Source organism: Kitasatospora sp. NPDC127116 (assembly GCF_042677365.1).
In the GTDB taxonomy this organism is placed as follows: Bacteria; Actinomycetota; Actinomycetes; order Streptomycetales; family Streptomycetaceae; genus Kitasatospora; species Kitasatospora lactacystinica.
The window spans coordinates 48,069-65,921 of the sequence record NZ_JBHXTL010000041.1 but is presented as its reverse complement, the minus strand read 5'-3'; the positions used below and the strand labels follow the sequence as shown (position 1 = coordinate 65,921).

20 protein-coding genes are annotated in these 17,853 nt (G+C 71.1%); 11 read left to right on the top strand and 9 right to left on the bottom strand.

Annotated elements, in window-relative coordinates; all coding sequences use genetic code 11:
- Positions 1–76: 76 nt before the first annotated feature.
- The 4 genes from ACFVHV_RS18735 to ACFVHV_RS18720 form a co-directional block, all read right to left on the bottom strand.
- Complete coding sequence (locus ACFVHV_RS18735) at positions 77–832, bottom strand: transglycosylase family protein (protein WP_380352186.1); 756 nt, start codon at positions 830–832, stop codon at positions 77–79.
- A gap of 556 nt (positions 833–1,388) precedes the next feature.
- Positions 1,389–2,057: a response regulator gene (locus ACFVHV_RS18730; protein WP_380352189.1), complete on the bottom strand. Its 669-nt coding sequence runs from the start codon at positions 2,055–2,057 to the stop codon at positions 1,389–1,391.
- 148 nt (positions 2,058–2,205) lie between these two features.
- Positions 2,206–3,870, bottom strand: coding sequence for a histidine kinase (locus tag ACFVHV_RS18725; protein ID WP_359900220.1), 1,665 nt, complete (start codon positions 3,868–3,870; stop codon positions 2,206–2,208).
- A 156-nt stretch (positions 3,871–4,026) separates the two neighbouring features.
- Complete coding sequence (locus tag ACFVHV_RS18720) at positions 4,027–6,558, bottom strand: SpoIIE family protein phosphatase (RefSeq protein ID WP_380352184.1); 2,532 nt, start codon at positions 6,556–6,558, stop codon at positions 4,027–4,029.
- A gap of 94 nt (positions 6,559–6,652) precedes the next feature.
- Here ACFVHV_RS18720 and ACFVHV_RS18715 point away from each other — a divergent pair, with 94 nt between their 5' ends.
- Positions 6,653–6,979, top strand: a complete 327-nt coding sequence (locus tag ACFVHV_RS18715) for a DUF4326 domain-containing protein (protein ID WP_359900216.1) — start codon at positions 6,653–6,655, stop codon at positions 6,977–6,979.
- An 11-nt stretch (positions 6,980–6,990) separates the two neighbouring features.
- On the opposite strand, the gene ACFVHV_RS18710 is transcribed toward ACFVHV_RS18715, so the two are convergent.
- Positions 6,991–7,566 (bottom strand): Uma2 family endonuclease, encoded by a 576-nt coding sequence (locus ACFVHV_RS18710; protein WP_380352182.1) that lies wholly within the window; start codon positions 7,564–7,566, stop codon positions 6,991–6,993.
- A gap of 162 nt (positions 7,567–7,728) precedes the next feature.
- Between ACFVHV_RS18710 and ACFVHV_RS18705 the strand changes: the two genes are divergently transcribed.
- Together ACFVHV_RS18705 and ACFVHV_RS18700 are read left to right on the top strand one after the other, a co-directional pair.
- Positions 7,729–9,066: a PQQ-binding-like beta-propeller repeat protein gene (locus ACFVHV_RS18705; protein ID WP_380352180.1), complete on the top strand. Its 1,338-nt coding sequence runs from the start codon at positions 7,729–7,731 to the stop codon at positions 9,064–9,066.
- Between the two features lie 73 nt (positions 9,067–9,139).
- Entirely contained in the window at positions 9,140–9,775 is a 636-nt protein-coding gene (locus ACFVHV_RS18700) for a uridine kinase (protein ID WP_359900210.1), read from the top strand.
- On the opposite strand, the gene ACFVHV_RS18695 is transcribed toward ACFVHV_RS18700, so the two are convergent.
- From ACFVHV_RS18695 to ACFVHV_RS18685, 3 genes are all read right to left on the bottom strand, one after another.
- Complete coding sequence (locus tag ACFVHV_RS18695; protein ID WP_380352178.1) at positions 9,723–10,367, bottom strand: DNA glycosylase; 645 nt, start codon at positions 10,365–10,367, stop codon at positions 9,723–9,725. The genes ACFVHV_RS18700 and ACFVHV_RS18695 overlap by 53 nt on opposite strands.
- 295 nt (positions 10,368–10,662) lie before the next feature.
- A complete protein-coding gene (locus tag ACFVHV_RS18690) occupies positions 10,663–10,905 on the bottom strand; it encodes a hypothetical protein (protein ID WP_380352177.1) in 243 nt (80 codons plus the stop codon).
- A gap of 2 nt (positions 10,906–10,907) precedes the next feature.
- Complete coding sequence (locus ACFVHV_RS18685) at positions 10,908–11,777, bottom strand: helix-turn-helix domain-containing protein (protein WP_380352175.1); 870 nt, start codon at positions 11,775–11,777, stop codon at positions 10,908–10,910.
- 664 nt (positions 11,778–12,441) lie between these two features.
- Here ACFVHV_RS18685 and ACFVHV_RS18680 point away from each other — a divergent pair.
- The 6 genes from ACFVHV_RS18680 to ACFVHV_RS18655 all read left to right on the top strand — a co-directional run bounded on the left by ACFVHV_RS18680 (position 12,442) and on the right by ACFVHV_RS18655 (position 15,730).
- Entirely contained in the window at positions 12,442–13,113 is a 672-nt protein-coding gene (locus tag ACFVHV_RS18680; RefSeq protein WP_380352174.1) for a hypothetical protein, read from the top strand.
- Positions 13,110–13,565 carry an ATP-binding protein gene (locus tag ACFVHV_RS18675; RefSeq protein WP_380352172.1) on the top strand — a complete coding sequence of 152 codons (456 nt, stop codon included), beginning with the start codon at positions 13,110–13,112 and terminating at the stop codon, positions 13,563–13,565. Before ACFVHV_RS18680 ends, ACFVHV_RS18675 begins: the two co-directional genes overlap by 4 nt.
- A 56-nt stretch (positions 13,566–13,621) precedes the next feature.
- Positions 13,622–13,912: a hypothetical protein gene (locus ACFVHV_RS18670; RefSeq protein WP_380352170.1), complete on the top strand. Its 291-nt coding sequence runs from the start codon at positions 13,622–13,624 to the stop codon at positions 13,910–13,912.
- A gap of 273 nt (positions 13,913–14,185) precedes the next feature.
- Positions 14,186–14,413, top strand: coding sequence for a hypothetical protein (locus ACFVHV_RS18665; RefSeq protein ID WP_380352168.1), 228 nt, complete (start codon positions 14,186–14,188; stop codon positions 14,411–14,413).
- Positions 14,414–14,417: 4 nt separating this feature from the next.
- Entirely contained in the window at positions 14,418–14,939 is a 522-nt protein-coding gene (locus ACFVHV_RS18660; RefSeq protein WP_380352167.1) for a hypothetical protein, read from the top strand.
- Positions 14,936–15,730 carry a hypothetical protein gene (locus ACFVHV_RS18655; protein ID WP_380352165.1) on the top strand — a complete coding sequence of 265 codons (795 nt, stop codon included), beginning with the start codon at positions 14,936–14,938 and terminating at the stop codon, positions 15,728–15,730. Before ACFVHV_RS18660 ends, ACFVHV_RS18655 begins: the two co-directional genes overlap by 4 nt.
- An 8-nt stretch (positions 15,731–15,738) precedes the next feature.
- Here the strand turns inward: ACFVHV_RS18655 and sufD are convergent, their stop codons facing one another.
- Positions 15,739–16,923, bottom strand: a complete 1,185-nt coding sequence (gene sufD / locus ACFVHV_RS18650; RefSeq protein ID WP_380352163.1) for a Fe-S cluster assembly protein SufD — start codon at positions 16,921–16,923, stop codon at positions 15,739–15,741.
- Positions 16,924–17,138: 215 nt separating this feature from the next.
- Between sufD and ACFVHV_RS18645 the strand changes: the two genes are divergently transcribed.
- Both ACFVHV_RS18645 and ACFVHV_RS18640 read left to right on the top strand, forming a co-directional pair.
- The gene (locus tag ACFVHV_RS18645) at positions 17,139–17,465 is read left to right on the top strand and encodes a hypothetical protein (RefSeq protein WP_380352161.1); all 327 of its coding nucleotides are present in this window, start codon (positions 17,139–17,141) and stop codon (positions 17,463–17,465) included.
- A 24-nt stretch (positions 17,466–17,489) separates the two neighbouring features.
- Positions 17,490–17,684 (top strand): hypothetical protein, encoded by a 195-nt coding sequence (locus ACFVHV_RS18640; protein ID WP_380352159.1) that lies wholly within the window; start codon positions 17,490–17,492, stop codon positions 17,682–17,684.
- The last annotated feature ends 169 nt before the right edge of the window (positions 17,685–17,853 follow it).

Below are 17,853 nucleotides of genomic sequence, written 5' to 3'. Positions count from 1 at the left end.
GTCCAGGGCGGCCGCTCCGGCCGGTCGGCAAGGCTCCGTCGGGCGGCTCCCCGCCGGGCGGCCTCCCGTCGAAGGGTCAGACCGTCAGCGTCTGGCCCGGGAAGATCAGGTCCGGGTCGCCACCGATGGTGCGCACGTTCTTCCGGTAGAGGCTGTCCGTGTCGGTGCCGAACTTGGCCGCGATCTCGCTCAGGGTGTCACCGCTCCTGACGGTGTAGCCGCCCGCGGCGGTGTTCTTCGGCACGACCGGCGCGGACTGCGCGGGCTTGGCCGAGGGCTGCCCCTGGGGCGCCTGCTGCGCGGCGGCGGCCTTGGGGGCGGCGGGCTTGGCGGGCTTGGCCGCGGGCGCGGCGGCGGGCTTGGCGGGCTTGGCCGCCTTCGCGGCCGGCTTGGCCTCCGCGCCGCCCGAGGTGTCGACGGCGGCCGGGGCGCCGCCCCTGCCCAGGCCCGCCTTCTGCGAGCAGACGGGCCAGGCGCCCGGGCCCTGCGAGGCGAGGACCTTCTCCGCGACGGTGATCTGCTGCGCCCTGCTCGCCTTGTTGGCCTGGGAGGCGTACGCGGTCCCGCCGTACGCGGCCCAGGTGGACGGGGAGAACTGCAGTCCGCCGTGGAAGCCGTTGCCGGTGCTGATGCTCCAGTTCCCGCCGCTCTCGCACTGGGCGACGGCGTCCCAGGTGGAGGCGGTAGCGGCGGAGGCCGAGGTGGCCGTGACGAGGCCGGCCACCGGCAGGGCCGCGACGGCGGCGCCCGCGACGACCGCCATCCGAACGCGGTGGCGCTTGGGGGTGGCGGTGGTGTCGGTGGCAGCGGCGGTCTCGTGACGGGGATTCATACAGGTCCTCTCGACAAGTCCCGGGTGGGCATGCGGAACCAGGCCCGGGACATGGGCCGGCAGTTTTTCGCTCACCTCACTCGACGGGCGGCCGGACACGTGTCGGACGTGCCGTGCCGCCCCGGTCACCTCCGCACGCCGACGGCCTGTTGGAGCCGGCCTCGTCGGCGGGCACCGCCCTCGCGCCGCTGGTCAGTCGGCGGGCAGTGCGTCGGGGTGGACCCGGGTGGCGCTCGTTGCGCCGCCAATGAAGCTAGGGGGCATCACCCGGACGCAGCAAGCAATTCTTGGACGTCGCAGGTCAGTTGACTGTTACCGGCGGTATTGATCAAGAAGCTGTGCCTGATTTGAATACTTTTGACCGAATTTCCAAGATCGAATGATCGAAATCCGTGCCCTCGCTCACACCTATCCCTCCGAGAAAGCTCACAGGCCATCCACGCGGAGGAATCGTCAGCTGACGCACCGTCACCATCCGGTCCGGAGTTCCCGGTTCCGCGCCGCCGCCGAGTGGCATCCGTCACGCCCGGCACGCACCGCGATCGGAAAGGGACTCTCAGTGACCGCCGTCGAGCTCCGCGTCCCGGGCCAACAACGCCGCCTGGACCCGGTTCTCGCAGCCCAGCTTGGCCAGGATCCGGCTGACGTAGGTCTTCACCGTCGCCTCGCTCATGTGGATCCGCGCCCCCGCGTCGGCATTGGACAGACCCTCTCCGAGCAGCGCCAACACCTCCAACTCGCGCTGGGTGAGCACCTCCAGCCGACGCCGCGCCGCCACCGCGCGGGCAGCCAGCGAGGCACTGCGGCCGGAGGCCAGCGAGTCGACGATGTGCCGGGTGGCGGCCGGCGAGAGGAAGGCGTTGCCGCCCGCCGCCGCCCGGACGGCCTGGATCAGCTCGTTCGGCGCGGTGTCCTTGAGCAGGAAGCCGGCACCGCCCTCGGTCACGGCGCGCAGGACGTTCTCGCGCTCCCCGAAGGTGGTGAGGATCAGGGCCCGCGCGCCGGGGGCGACCCTCGCCAGCTCCCCGAGCGCCGTCAGCCCGTCCATCACCGGCATCTGAATGTCCAGCAGCACCACGTCCACCCGGTGCGCCCGCGCGAGCTCCAGCGCCTCGCGCCCGTCGGCGGCCTCCGCGACCACCTCGATGTCGTCGGCGGAGCCGAGGATCATCCTGATCCCGGCCCGGATCAGCGGCTCGTCGTCGGCGACGAGGACTCGGATCACGCTGGTCATTCCCCTCGAACGGTGCTTCGGCTGCGGCACCATCCTCACATCCCGGCAGGACCGCTCCGAACCACCCCGATCCGGACCACCGTGCTCCGAAACCGGCCCGGCCCGCCCCGCCGGGGCACCCGCCCGCGCACGGGGGCACTCAGCCCCTGGCGACGTACTCCTGCTTCTCCACCAACGCCCCGTCCCGGAAGCAGAATCGCGCCACGTGCTCCTCGTTCCAGCCGGCGCCGGGCGCACCGTTCAGGACGAACCAGCGGCAGTGCGCGCCCGCCGGCACCTCGGGCCCCGTCCCCTTATAGGTGTCGGTGAAGAAGTTGTTGCCGCGCGGCAGCGTCTGCAGCACCTCGGCCTCGGCGGTGCCGACCCTGATCTGGTCGTACATCGGCTTCTGCACGGTCGCGTCGTTGGTGCCCCGGACGAAGGCGATCACGCCCCAGACCACCAGGCCGAGCACGATCAGCGCGACCGCGACCACCCCGAGCGCGCAGCCCATCGCCGGGCTGCGCCGCCCGCGCTCCGGCTCCTCGACGGGCGGCAGGCCGTCCAGCATCCAGTCCTCGGCCCCGCCCGTCGCCGCCGCGTCCTGCTCCGCTCCCTCGTACGGGAGCACGGCCGCCAGCCGGAAGCCCTGCTCCGGCGTGGGCCCGGCGTGCACCATGCCGCCGACCAGCCTCGCGCGCTCCCGCAGGCCGGTCAGCCCCTGGCCGCCGCTGACCGCCGCGCCCGCGCCGCCGCGTGCGCCCACGAGTTCCGGCGCGCGGGTGTTGCTCACCTCCACCACCAGTGCGTCCGGCTCGTACCGCAGCGCGACGGCGATCGGCGCGCCCGGGGCGTGCTTGTGCGCGTTGGTGAGCGCCTCCTGCACGATCCGGTACGCCGCGTGGTCGACGGCGGCCGCCAGCGGACGCCGGCCGCCCTCCACGGTGAGGTCGACCTCCGCCCCGGCCGCCCGGGAGGACTCCACCAGGCCGCCGATCCCGTCCACCCCGCCCCGGGCCGGCGGGCCGGCGGCGGCCGTCCCGGCGGTCGGCGGCACCGCCGTCGACTCGTCGTGCAGCACCCCGACCACCTCGCGCAGCTCGCGCATCGCCGCGACCGCCGCCTGCCGCAGCACCCCGACCGCCTCGCGCTGCCGGTCGGTGAGCGTCCGGTCCACCTCCAGCGCACCGGAGTGCACCGAGATCAGCGCCAGCTGGTGGCCCAGGCTGTCGTGCATGTCCTGGGCGATCCGGTGCCGTTCGCGCAGCCGCGCCTGGTGCACCACCATGACCCGCTCGCGCAGCAGCTGCTCGTTGCGCTCGCGCAGCGCGTCCAGCAGGGCGCGGCGCTGCGCCCGGTAGCGGCCGTAGAGCGCCGGCAGCACGGCGATCACGAGGAAGAAGCCGAGCGACAGCGACAGCACCAGCTTCGGCGAGAGCGAGGCGACGTCCTTCACCACTCCCGTCACCGTGAACAGCACCCAGCCCACGACGAAGGCGCCGACCAGCGACCAGACCCGGCGGATCCGCGCGCCGGCCGTCCAGCCCGCGCACACCAGCAGCGGCATCGGTCCGACCGACCAGCCGGCCAGGGCCGCGGCGGCGAGCAGCACGGTGGCCGGCAGCCCCTTGCGCAGCACCCACAGCACCGCGACGGCGAGGCCGAGGGGCAGCGCCAGGCCGGTGTTGGCGAGCAGTTCCAACAGCGCGGCGAACCCGCCCATCAGCAGGGCGGCCACCGCCTCGCCCACCACCCGCCGGGGCCGCCAGGGCCCCGGCAGCGCCGTCCGTACCACCGTGTTCCAGGCCCGCGCGATCGCTTCCACGCGTCGAGGCTATCGGTCCGGCCGGGGCGTCCGCCGTCCTCCTTCGTCGCGGCCCCCGCCGACGAAAGTCGCCTGGTCGGCCCGGCGGACCACCCGCCGGAGCACCCGCCGGACCGACCGCCGGACCGACCGTCGGACCGACCGCCCGCCGGCCGCTCAGCCGAAGGCCGTGAGCAGCAGCGCCACGTCGTCCACCCGGCGGGTCGACCCGACCTCGCGCAGCAGCCGCTCGGCCGCCTGCTCCAGCCCCTCCCCCGCCGCGGCCCGGGCCAGCGCGGCCCGCAGCCGGTCCACGCCCTGGTCGATCGCCACCGCGGGGTCCTCGACCAGTCCGTCGGTGTAGAGGGCGAGCAGCGCCCCGCTGCCCAGCCGCAGGTCGCTGACCGGGTAGTCGGCCAGGTCGTCCACCCCGAGCAGCGGACCGCCCGGGACGTACAGCGCCTCGGCCCGCCCGCCGGGGTGGCGCAGCACCGGCGGGAGGTGTCCGGCCCGGGCGATCCGGGCGAGGCCGACGGCCGGGGTCAGCCGGACCAGGCAGCAGCTGGCGAGCAGCCCGGGGTCGAGGTCGAGCAGCAGCCGGTTGGTGCGGGCGAGCACCGCGTCGGGCGGGTCGCCGCCGGAGGCGAAGGCGCGCACGGCGCTGCGCAGCTGCCCCATCGTGGCGGCCGCGCCGACGCTGTGGCCCTCGACGTCGCCGATCACCAGGGTGACGTCCCCGCCGGTGACGATCGCGTCGTACCAGTCGCCGCCGATCTCCATGCCCTGGGTGCCGGGCAGGTAGCGGGCGGTGATCCGGATGCCGGGCACCTCGGGCAGCCGGTGCGGGAGCAGTGCCTGCTGCAGGCCGCGGGCCAGCACGAACTCGGCGTCGTACAGCCGGGCGCGCTCCAGGGCCTGGGCGATGAAGCCGCCGAGCGCGGTGAGCAGGGCGCGCTCCTCCACGGTGAACGGGCGCGGCCGGTCGAAGCCGATGATGCAGGTGCCGACCGGACGGCCGGAGGCGATCAGCGGCAGGAAGGCCCAGGCGCCCATCCCGTCCAGGGCCAGGCCGGGGTAGGTGGCGGCGAGTTCGCGCACCGACTCGAAGAAGACCGGGGTGCCGGTGCTGAGCGTCTCCGCGCCGGGCACCCGGGCATCGACCGGGGTGCCCTCGAAGGCCTCCAGGAAACCGTCCGGGTAGCCGGCCTGGGAGAGCAGGTGCAGCTGCTGGTCGCGCGCCGCGTAGATGGCGAGCTCCTGGCCGCCGAAGGACGGCAGGACCTCCTCGGCCACCGCCCGGCAGACGTCCCGCACGGTGACCGCCTCGGTGAGGGCGCTGGCCAGCTGGAGCAGGTGGTGGGTGCCGCCGACCCCGGTGCGGCCGGCGGGCGGCGGGGTGGCGGGCGGTTCGGCGGCGCCCGGCGGCGGCTCGGCCGCGACCACCCGGGCGGTGACGCCGTGCGGGTCCGGGTAGAGCGAGAAGGCGAGCCAGCCGTCCGGCGGGCGGGCGGCCAGGAAGGCGGTGGGCCGCTGGGAGAACAGGGCGGCGCGGTAGCGGTTCTCGTAGACCGGGTCGGCGAGCCAGGGCAGCACGTCCCAGGGGTGGCGGCCGAGCAGGTCCTCGCGGCGGGCCCGGAGCAGCGGTTCGGTGGCGCGGTTGGCGTAGCTGATCCGGCCGTCGGGGTCGAGCGAGAGCACGCCCTCCTGCAGCCGCTCGACGGCGGCCGCGGCGGCGGTCAGGTCACGCACGTCCAGCACCGCGCCGACCAGGTGGGTCCGGCCGTCGGAGATCGCCACGGGCACCCGGGCCCACAGCTCCACCGGGTACGGCAGGCCCTCCGGCCCGAGCACCCGGACCCGGGCGGCCAGCACCTCGCCGCGCTCCAGCGCGACGCGGGCGGCGGCCCGGAACGCCGGCAGGTCACCGGGGGCGACCCGGTGGTTCAGCGCGGCCACCGTGCCGTCGAACTCGCCCGGGCCGAAGCCGAAGATCTCCCGGAACTGCTCGTCGGCGGCGAGCGCCCCGGTGGCCACGTCCCAGTCGAACAGCCCGACCCGGGTGGTCGGTACCGACGACGGCGGCGGCAGCTCCACCACGGCCACCTCGCCGCCCGGCTCCACCGACTGCCCGGTCCCGGCCAGCTCGGCCAGTTGCTCGCCCAGTCGGGCGGCCGCTTGGGCCAGCTGCCGGGCGGCCGGCTCCGGAAGCCCGTCGTCCGAGGCGGGCCACAGCCCGCTCAGCACGCCGAAGCGCTCCTCGCCGTGCGCCACCGGCACGCAGACGGAGGCGAAGTCGTACGGCAGGCCGACCGCGAGCTGCGGGAAGCGCCGCATGGTGTCCTCGGTGTCGGTCAGGGTGATCACGTGCCCGGTCCGGAAGCAGACCGCGACCGGCAGCGGGCCGGCGGCGGCCACCCGCCGGAACGGGCTCATCACCGCCAGCGGCACGCCCGCGATCGTGCGCAGCACCAGCGAGCGGCGGTCCCGCGAGCGCAGGTACACCATCACTCCGTACACCCCGGTCGTCCCCAGCGCCCGGCGCACCGCGTCGGCCAGGAGCTCGTCCCGCCGCTGGTCCGTCTGCGGGGCCGGGTCCCGGACGGACGGCGGGAACGCCCGGTCCGCCTCCGCGCCGGCCCCGGGCTCCGGCGTCCGGTCCGGACCGGGCCGCGTACCAGGGGCCCCATCGGTCGCGTGCGGATGGCGCATGCTCTTTTGCTACGCCCGGCCCGCAACCGTGTCAAGGCGAGCCCGCACCGGCCCCGGGCTGCCCCGGGGCGCGGAGTGCACCAGCATGGACGGCATGCCGAGCCGATCCCGCCGCACCACCGTGGTCAACCTCAAGGGCCACCGCGACGACCCCGGGTACGCGGACGTCGTCTACGTCGGCCGCGCGATGCACCGCGGCGGCTGGCACCTCGCCGAGTCGCCGCTGCACTGCCCGTACCGTCCGGGCCCCGACCTCACCCGCGAGGAGATGGTCGTCAAGTACCGCGAGCACCTGCTCGCCCGCCCTGGCCTGCTCGCCCTCGTCCCGCCCCTGCGCGGCCACCGCCTCGGCTGCTGGTGCGCCCCGCTGCCCTGCCACGCCGACGTCCTCGCCGACCTCGCGGACCACCCGCCGGACTGAGGCCGGGCGGCTCAGAGTCCCGAGAGGTCCACCGTCACGGGGTACGGCACCGCGGCCTTGACCAGCCCGGTGAACAGTTCCCCCGGCCGGTACGCGGCCTCGGCCTCGTCCAGCACGTAGGTGTGGACGATCGGCACGCGGCCGGCGGCCTGCTCGACCCGCCAGTAGAACGGGATGCCCGCCTCGGCGTACTGGTCCGGCTCGACCGTCCGATCGGTGGTCTCCGAGCGCGGCGAGACCACCTCGACCACCAGCAGGACGTGGTCGGGCCTGGTCGGCGACTCGTCGATGGTGTCCGCGCGGTAGACCACCACGTCCGGCCGGCGGCTGTTCAGCGGCACGCCCTGCAGCCGGACGTCGAAGTCGGTGTCGGCGTTCCATTCGACGCCGCCCGCGTCGTCCAGGGCGTTCGCCAGGAGCCGGGCGAGCCGGTTGTGCCGGTTGTGCCGCTTGGAAGCGCTTGGGGACACGACCACCATCCCGTCGACGATCTCGATGCCCGCGCACTGCTCCTCGGTCCAGGAGTCGTACTGCTCACTGGTGATCTGCCGGTGCATCCACTCGGGTGCGATCGACTCGGCCGTCACGGCGTACCTCCCCTGGGCTGCTGAGCGGGCCTCACTCTGTGTGCCACAGCCTAGTACGAGCCCTCGTACGAGCGTTGCGGCGGTTTCGGACGGTTCGGGGACTGTTCGATATTCTCCGGACGGGTGGCGGCGTGGGGCCGCCGGTGGGGAAGCGAGAGCCGTATGCAGTCGTCGTCCGGGGGGCCCGCGCGCGGAACGTCGTGGCAGTGGGACGAGGAGACGGACGGCGGCGGGGCCACCGAGGACGTGATCGCGGGCGGCGGGGAGCGCACCGGGCCGAGCCGGCGCCGGCTGCTGCTCGGGGCCGGGGCGCTAGCAGCGGGCGGGGCCGCCTGGGCGCTCGGCCGTTCGGGTGGCAGCGGGGCCCGTCCCTCGCCGGGGCCGACCGGGCCGCCGCCGACCGCGCTGTCCGGCCCGACGCCGCTCTGGACCTACCGCGGACCGGAGGCGATGACCCCGGAGCGGCTGACCGACCCGCCCCGCCGCCCCGTCTTCCTCTCCCGGAAGGGTCTGCAGGTCCTCGACCCGGCGAAGGGCACCGCCGCCCGGCTCCTGGTCTTCGACCCGCCGGCCAACCGCAGCTGGCCCAGCGACCTCGACATGCTCGGCAAGGTGGTGGTCGGGCCCGACCACCTCTTCACCGCCACCTACCAGGGCCACCTCGAAGCCCGCCACTTCACCGACCCCGCCGCCGACTGGAGCCTGCCGCTGCCCGACGAACTGCAGGGGCAGGTCCGCCTCGCCGGCTACGACCGCGACCCCGGCATCCTCTACGGCTACTCCTGGGGCCACCCGCGGGCCGACGGCAGTTCGACGGACAACCGCCTCTTCGCCCTGCGGGTCATCGACCGCGCCCTGCTCTGGTCCGTCCGCACCGAGCGGACGGAGCAGCCCGTCACGCCCGCCACCTTCGGCGGGGGCAGCCTCCTCGCCTGCATCCGATTCGTCGACGGCCGCACCGAGCTGGTGGCCCGGGCCGCCGCCACCGGCCGCGAGCTGTGGACCGCCCCCGGCGAGGAGGACCTGCGCTGGTGCGTCACCGGCGCGACGGGCGTCTACGTCCCCGACGGCAACGGCGGCGTGCGCATGCTGCTCCCCACCGGCGAGCCGGGCTGGACCCACTCGCCCCACCGGCGTGAGTCCTGGCGGGCGCTGCCGCCCGTCGCGCAGAACACCCGGGTGTACATCCCGTGGGACCAGGGCGTCGTCAGCTGCCTCGACGTGTCCAACGGCGCCGAGCTGTGGTCCTGCCGGCTGCCGTTCCCGCTGGACCGCCGCAGCCGTCCGCTGGTCGCCAACGGCACGCTGTTCGTCCCGGGTACGTCGGTCGGCGGGGTCAGCGCGATCCACCCGGCGACCGGCGAGCTGGGGTGGACCTTCCACGACTCCGGTCCGGGCAAGGACGTCTGGACCCTCGCCACCGACGCGACCCACCAGTACGACGGAACCCGCCTCTACGCGGGCCACGACGACGTCCTGCACGCCCTTCCGCTGAACTGAACGTCCCGATGACACTGAACGTCCCGACGACCCGACGACACTGAACGTCCCGACGACCCGGCAGGAGGGCCCGATGCAGGTACGCCCGATCTCCCCCGAGAAGCTGGCCGAGCTGCTCGCCGACCGCATCGCCGCCCTGCCCGGCGCCCGCGACCGGCGCCTGCGGGTGGCCGTGGACGGCGCGGCGGCGGCCCGCCCCGAGGCGCTCGCCGACGCGCTGGTGGAGCCGCTGCGGCTGCGCGGCCACCCGACGCTGCGGGTCTCGGCCTCCGGCTTCCTGCGTCCGGCCTCGGTCCGGCTGGAGTACGGCCACCAGGACGCGGACGCCTTCCACGACCTCTGGCTGGACGACGGCGCCCTGGCGCGCGAGGTGCTCGACCCCTTGGAGCCGGGCGGCAGCGGCCGTGTCCTGCCCTCGCTGCGCGACCCGGTCACCGACCGCTCGACCCGCGCCCCGTACACCGAACTCCCGCCCGGCGGCGTGCTGTTGCTGGACGGCGCGCTGCTGCTCGGCCGCTGGCTGCCGCTGGAGCTGTCCGTCCACCTGGCGCTCGGTCCGGCCGCGCTGGCCCGCCGCACCCCGGCCGACCAGCAGTGGACGCTGCCCGCCTTCGCCCGCTACGAGGCGCAGACCGTCCCCGCCGAGGCCGCCGACGTCACCGTCCGGGTGGACGACCCGCGCCACCCCGCGCTGGTCGAGCGGCCGTGACCTCCGGGGCCGGGCCGCGCTGGCAGTAGGGGCACCAGAAGACCGCCCGGTCGCGCGGCGGCGAGCCCTGGCGGCCGGCGACCACGGGGGTCACGCAGCGCGGGCAGGGCCGTCCGGCCCGGCCGTACACCCAGTGCTGGTAGCCGGGCCGGGTGTCGCCGGTGGTGATGTGGCCGGGGCGCAGCTTGTTGGCCTCCAGCATCTGCCGGGCGCGCTCCACCAGCCGGTCGGGGTGCGGGAGTTCGCCGACCTCGGTCCAGGGGGTGACGCCCGCGACGAAGCACAGCTCGTTGGCGTAGACGTTGCCGATCCCGGCGAGGTTGCGCTGGTCGAGCAGGGCCTCGACGACCGGGCGGCCCGGGTGGGCGAGGAGCCGGCGGACGGCCTCGACCGCGTCCCAGTCGGGGCCGAGCAGGTCGGGGCCGAGGTGGCCGACGATCCGCCGTTCGTCGGCGGTGCGCAGCAGTTCGACGACGGGCAGCCGGTAGCCGACGGCGGTGCCCCGGTCGGTGCCGAGGACGGCGCGGATCTGCCGGTCGGGGCCGCCGGTCCACCGCTCGCCGGGGCGGTAGACCTCCCAGCGGCCGTCCATCCGCAGACGGATCTACCAGGTTTCACAAAACACGTTTCCGCTGGTCAGCGCCCCTTCCAGGTTCGATATTGGTGTGTCATGCAACTAGTTTCGCGGTTGCTGGATTCGAGCGCCGGCTGTCGACGTGAGGGGAGCGGAGTGACGAAGCACACATGCAGGCCGACGCGCTGAGTCAGCCAAGTGCGCTCCCGTCTTGGGGCGCACGGAGTCATTCAATCCAGCAACGCCAGCCGCACCAGACGACAACCGCCCCGGGGCCATCTGGCCCCGGGGCGGTTCGTTCATGCAGCTGGTGTCAGAGGCCGAACCGCTTGCGGATGTCCCCCATGCCGTCAGCCATGGCGACGAACTCCGGAAGAGTAAGGCGAACGCCGAGGATGTCAGGGTTCTGGCTGTCGCCCATGAAGATCCCAACAAGCTTCCCGCCCGCATCCATGATCGGCGCGAACGTCGCGCACGAGCCGTTCGTCTCGGAGAACGGCGACTTGAAGCGCTCCGAGACGGGCGGCGTGACGTTGTACAGGTCCTGCTTTTCCATGGTCAGAGGTATTCCTTACTTGCGGATCTCATCAGCTCTACCGACTCAGTAGAACTCAACGCCTTCCTGCTCAGGTAGTCAAACCTCCGCCTCCTGGCTCTGACCTCCTTCGGGTCATCCAGGATGGCGACGCCCGTCCCGGTATCCATGGTGGCGACTCCGGGGTCGTGCGGATTAGGAAAGTCGAGGATCGTGAGGTTCACCTGCGAGGCAGCAGCGGCGCCTGCGGCGAACGGGATGACTCTGACCGTGACGTTGGGCAGGGCCGCCATCTCGATGATGCGCTCCACTTGCTCACGCATCGCGGGCGCCCCACCTACCTGAGCGCGCAACGCTGCCTCGGAAAGCAGGGCATCAACAACCACCGGACCCTCGGCACGGGTGACGATCTCCTGCCGTCTCATTCGGACGGCATGCTGCACGGTCAGTCTTTCCGCGCCGACTTCACCGAAACCGAACTCGTCCACATCCCGCATGTACTTCTCGGTCTGGAAGGGAAAGGGAACCAAGCCGCCGGTGGCGATGCTGATCTTCGTGGCCGTGTCCTCCAGCTCGATCAGCTTGACCAAGCTCCGGGGAAGGTGGGCAATGTACTCATCCCACCAAACCGCCTGTGACGCCCTGGCCTCCCTGATCTGAGCAAGGACGTCGAGCTGGATGGCTTCGTCGACTCCATACAGGTTGAGCATGGTCATCACCTGATGGTCGGTAGGCAGCTGCCCACCCATCTCCATCAGCGAAACAAGCTTTTGGCTCTTGCCGAGCGCTTCGGCAACCGCTCCTTGCGTCAGTCGCGGTCGCACGGCCATGCGAAGCGCCTTCAGCCGCCGGCCAACGCCCACCATCGCGCGGCCCGCTTGCGTCTTCGTCACGCTCCGTTTCCTCCCGTTCATAGACGCTTCTGGAGGGAGGGTAGCGGTCGAAGGCGCGCCCACGCCTCGTGGGGGTGAACATTTGATGGCCGGTCACGAAGGGCTTGCGTACCAGCCGCTGGTACTAGGAGACTCGGTTCCGCACCAACCCGCAACGTGCCAACTGCGGAGTGTAGTGCGTCCGCGATGACGCACGGCTCCCTCCGGCCGAACCGTGGAGGAGCTGCGCAAATCGTGTTCGACCATGTCCACCTGAGCACCATCATCCGCCTCTTTCGATCGGAAACCTTCGAGCCCGACCCCATCTCGGTGCGCAGGGTCCGACAGCTCGTCCGCGAGTCCTGCACGGCTATCGGACTCGACCCTGACGACCCCGTGCTCGTCGCGTGCGAGCTGGCCTCGAACGCGCTCCGGCACGCGCGGACGCCGTACCAGGTCACCTTCGTGGCGCCCTGGAACCGGCTTCCGTGGGTTGAGGTGCTGGACCTCTCGATGGATGTGCCGAGGCCGCGGGCCGCGGGGACGCACGAGACCGGAGGCCGCGGGTTCGAGCTGGTTTCACTGCTGTCCGAGCGGTGGCACTGCGACCTCGACCCGGCTGCGCGCCACAAGATCGTCTGCGCCACTTTCAAGGGGGATATCGATGAATCCGGGCACGGAGAGCATGTCCATACAGCCCTACCCACAGGACAGCTCTCCGCTTCGCCAGGGCTGGATCTCCCTCGAAGAGCTCTCCCCGCCGCAGCTGGAACGCCTCGGTCAGCCTGAGCTCCCCATCCTGCTGACTCTGAGCGGGATCGGCGCTCGGCCCTCCGATGACTACATTCCGGCAATCGAACTACGGCTTCCCCGCGCGACACTGGTGAAGCTGGAGCAGAAGATCCGCAGGGTCCTCCTTGCTTCGATCGGGGCCACGCAGCCGTACCACGAGGTCGACCCCGTACCACGACGGGGACGGATCTCCATCGAGGCGATCCCGCCGTCTCATGTGCAGGTCAGTCGCCCTGAACATTCGATCCGAATGACCTTCAGCGGCATCCAGCCGGCCTCTGCTGGGGGGTGTCCCCCCGTGATCGAAGTACGACTCAGTCGGTCGGGGCTGGCGGGGCTGGAAGCTCAGATCCGGGCGGTTCGGCTCGCTTCGGTCGTGAACGCCGGCCGGGCCGCGAGGGCGGAGCCCTTGACACGCCGAACCCCTGGACGGGCGCTCCAGGAACACTTCACCGCCGAGCAGATCAAAGAGCTTCACGAGGACCACGGCCGGAGGGAGCCGGTGCCGACCGAGGACGCGGTCCGGTTCCTGAACGGACTTAGACGGATGGAGGTGACGACGTGATCGTCATCGCTGAACCGACCCTGGAAGTCGAGCTGGACGAACCGCTCACAAGGTTCACCGCAGAGTACCCCTACGCACCTGAGGCCGCGGCGTTGTCCCGCTGGCTCGTGGACGCCGCCTTGGCCTCCTGGGAGCTGTTCGAACTCATCGACAACTCCGTGCTGGTGGCGAGCGAGCTGGTGACCAACGCCGTCCAGACCTGCTGCCGCCGCAAGCTCGGCTTCTCGATCGAACGGCTGGGCGAGGCCTTGGTCAGGATCGAGGTCAGCGACGGTTCTTGCTCGCTGCCGGTCTTCGTGGACGGCGGCCTGCCGACTTGCGCCGAGCGCGCCTCTCCGCGCGGCCGGGGGCTGCTCGTCGTGGACCGCCTGTCGCACCGCTGGGGCATCGAACTGTGCGCCCGCGGCAAGACCGTGTGGGCGGAACTCCGGCCCGGCCGCCGGCCCCGCTAGCCAGGGGAAGCCAAAACCGCTTGCCCCTCCCCTTCCCCGAGAAAGAGTATTCGGACATGGAGATGGACCGCCTTTGGGAGCACACTCGCAAGAGGCATGCCCAACTGAAGGAGTACTCCAACGACCCGCCGGACCTCATGAATCTCCTGCTGCTCTCCTTGCAGGAGGGCGTGGGGCAGGCGGCACTCAACATGCTGAAGCTCCGCAAGGTGCGCCCCGGCCGAAAGGGGAGCGCCACTGAAGGGTTGCAGTTGGCGCTGGCCTCGGTTATCGAGATCGCCATGGTAGCTCTCTGGGAGTCAACCGACGACGCACCGGAAGTGTTTCGTTCGAGGCTGTGGCTCTGAATTAGGCGCCGAGCCTCCCGCCGGGCGGTCACGAAGGACGGCCGCCCGGCATGGCCACCCTATTTCACTTCGAAATAGGGTGCTTTGCCATGCCCAAATAATGAAATCTCGGAATGCGAAGTTCCTTATAAATAGTACCGCCGAGAGCGCTTTAGTGGATCTCCGATATCGGCTATGTTAATGACAGCTTCGAGGGGACATCCCGCATCGGGGTGATCGTCTCGAAGATTCCTTCCGGCAGCCGCTGGGAGGAAGCTCGGGAAAGGAGAGCACATGTCCTCGTTCGACATCTCGGCGGCCATCGGGGCCGACCCGGAGATCAGCGGCGCCCTCACCGGCGTCACCGACGTCACCACCCAGGGGAACGCGACCTTCTCGGCCGGCAGCATCGTCACCGACGACGACCAGGTCGCCGTCACCCTGGTGGACTCGGCGTCCGAGGACGCCGGCCTGTACGAGCTGCTGGGCGTCCGGCGTACGGCCCTGTTGATCGCGGCCTGATCCCGTGGGGACCGTCATCACGGCCGTCGCGCTGACGGCGTGGTTCATCGTGTCGGCTGTCGGCCAGTTGACGGTTCCGCGGCGACTGCTGGACCGGTTGAGGGCCTGGGATATCTTCGGGATTGTTCCGAATTACAGATTCTTCGCGCCTCGACCGGTCCAGCACGACTATCACCTCCTCATGCGGACGGCTGGATCGTCCGGAGAATTCGGCCCCTGGCATCAGGTTGCCGGCCCTCCGGACCGCTGCTGGTGGCACATCGCCTGGAATCCGGACCGTCGTGCGTTCAAGGGCTTGTCCGACGTGATGTCCGTCGCCCACCGCTTCGATGTGCAGAGACCACGCGCCGTACAGGTGTCCCTGCCTTACCTCGCGATTCTGAACTACGTCACCGCCGTTGCATCGAGAGATCCAGCCGCCCGCGAGGTTCAATTCGTCCTGGCGATTTCGCATGGCGTTCTCAGTGACGAGAGCCCGGACGTTATCTTCAAATCTGGCCGCCATCGCCTTGGAGAATCCCGGTGATTCCGTCCTCCGCTATCCGCCTCACGGAGATCATCGCCGGGATCGGCGTACTCATCTCCTCTCTTGAGGTCCTGGCTCGACCACGAAGCACCGACGACGGCTCGTGGAACAGTTGGCGTGTTCTGCGGCTGCGCCGGCGCTGGACTTCGACGGGGCGCACTGGGGCCATGGTCGACGGCCTGTTGGGGTACCCGCGCGACCTGATCGGCGTGGCGGTGCGATCGGTGGCCGCCGCCGCGCTGGTCCTGGCCGCCCCCTCTGAGGCCTGGCAAGCCCTTCTGCTGTGGCTGGTGACGGCGTCGCTGGCGATGCGCGGCCTGCGTGCCCCCTACGGCGGTGAGGGCTCCGATCAGGTACTCCTGATCGTCTTCGGCTCGCTGGCGATGGCGCAGACCTTCGGTGGTCAGCGGATCGCCCTGTGGTTCATCGTCGCGGAGGCGTGCTTGGCGTACTTCTCGTCAGGGTTCGCGAAGGTGCTCCACTCGGAGTGGCGTGACGGGAGCGGCCTCTTAGGGGTGCTTCGCACGCGCTCGTGGGGCAACGCCTGGGCGGCGCGCCGGCTGTCCGGCCGGCCTGTTCTGTGCCGCTGGCTGTCGCTGGCCCTGGTCAGCGCGGAGACGGCGTTTCCGCTGGTGCTGCTGGCGCCGTCTCCGCTCCTTCCGCTGCTGATCGGGGTGGCCCTGGCCTTCCACCTGGTCGTCGCGGTGGTGATGGGCCTGAACTGCTTCGTGTGGGCGTTCGCGTCCTGCTACCCGGCCGTGGCGTACGTCGTCCTGGGAAGCGTCCGGTGACCAGCCGGTCAGCTCAGCCGGTCCAGCTCGCCTTCGATCGTGCCCAGCACGCGGTCTTCCACCTCGGGGATGCCGATCTTCCCGATGATGTCCCGGAAGAAGCCGCGCAGGACCAGGCGCCGCGCCTCGTTCTCATCGATGCCTCGGGACATCAGGTAGAACAGCTGCTCATCCTCGAATCGCCCGGTCGCGCTCGCGTGGCCGGCGCCGACGATGTCACCGATCTCGATCTCCAGGTTCGGGACCGCATCGGCACGGGCGCCGGCCGACAGCAGGATGTTCCTGTTGGCCACGTAGGTGTCGGTGCCCTTAGCCGCGGAACGGATGAAGGCATTGCCGATCCACACGCTTCGGCTGTCCCGGCCGTGCACAGCGCACTTGTAGTTCACCCGGGACGTGCAGTTCGGCCCCGCATGATCGGCGATGGGCCGGTGCTCGATGTGCTGGCCGGCCTTCGCGAAGACCAGGCCGGCCAACTCCGCGTCCGCTCCGGGCGCTTCGAAGGTCAGGGTGGGGCTGACGCGGACCACCGCGCCACCGAGGCTGACGGTGGTCAGCCTCAGCTTGGCGTGGTGTCCAAGGCTCGTATGGTGCGCCGAGACGTGGACGGCATCCGGGCCCCACTCGTGGAGGACCACCACGGCCAGGTCGGCGCTCTCTTCCACAACCAGCTCGACGTTGTCCGCGAAGGTTCCCGAGCCGGTGTAGGTCAACACGACGGTGGCCTTGCTGAACCTGCCGGCCCGGATCGTCACGTGTCCGTAGGCCGCGGTGCCCTCTCCCGGGCCGGTGACTCCGACCACGACGGGCTCCGTCGCGATCGTGTCCGGTGGCACGGTCACCAGCAGTGCGTGGGTGTGGCTGCGCCAGGCTTGAGCTGCAACACGGTCGGCAGGCGCGACGGCCGAACCGATGCGGGGATCGTCGCGCCCTGCACCGGAGGCGACGACCTCAACGCGGACTCCGCTCTCCAGCCGCGCAGGGCCGGAGTAGAGGCCGTTGTCGCGATGTACGGCAGTCCCGTCGTGCAGCCCGTTGAGCCGCCACAGCGGGGTGAATCGCCAGTCCTCTTCTCGGCCCTTCGGGATTTCGAAGGCGTCAACATCGAGGGAGGTGAAGCGGTGGATCGTGGACAACGCCAGAACATCGCCGCCGGCGTGGCCGGCCGCCAGTCGTTCGTCAGGGAGTTCCATCCCCGCAGCCTACAGCCAACTTGCCGCCACCAGACGCCAGTTGGTTTATGTGATCGATGTGTCTCCGACGCCGCTCCGGGCCTCGCCGCAGGCGTCTCGTGCGTGCGAGGGCCTGCCGAATGCCGCCGAGGCCCGCCAGGGCTCCTCTACGGCTGATCAGCCGGAGCCCCCGAAGTCGATTGCGTTCGCCCATCCCAAGTAGATAGCGCCTAACCGTGAGCTCGATAGATCCACAACTTCAGATTCAGCTCAGTGCTGGCAATGCGGCACTGACCATCGCAGGCGTCTTCCAGGTGAAGCGCTCGAACTCCGGGGTGCCGCGCCCCGAGGGCGATCGGCTGGCACGAGAACAGCTGATCTCATCGATGACGCAGCTCGAATCCGAACACGGCTTGAGTCCCGCCGTCGCCATGGTCGAGTTGCTTCGCGCCCTGGCGATGCTGTCGGCCGGCCTCCTGGCGGAGAACTCCCTGCTGACCAACATGCCGGTGGGCGAACTCATCGAGGCCCGGCGGATAGAGCTGCTGCTGTACGGGACTTGAGCACAAGGCACGACGGAGTAGTTGATGACCAAGAAGAACACGTACCGCCTGACCGTCTCCATGACATACCGCAACAAGACACATACCACCACCGTGTACACCCCGTGGCGGGAGACCGAGGAAGAAGCCCGGCAGAAGTGGATTGACTACGTAGAGGAATGCATCCCGTGGGCAGCGACGGAAGTTCTGAGCTGCGAGTTCGTCAGGTCGGAAAGCTGATGTAGGCGCGGGCGGCCCGGGTGGCGTCCGGGACGCTCGTGAACTGATCGACAGCATCGAGCACTGACGCGCGGCAAGCCTTGCGATGCCCCATGAGGAACCTTTCGTACACAAACCAAAATCGACCATGATTCATCACCGGACTGAACCATTGAAAACTCGACCAGAT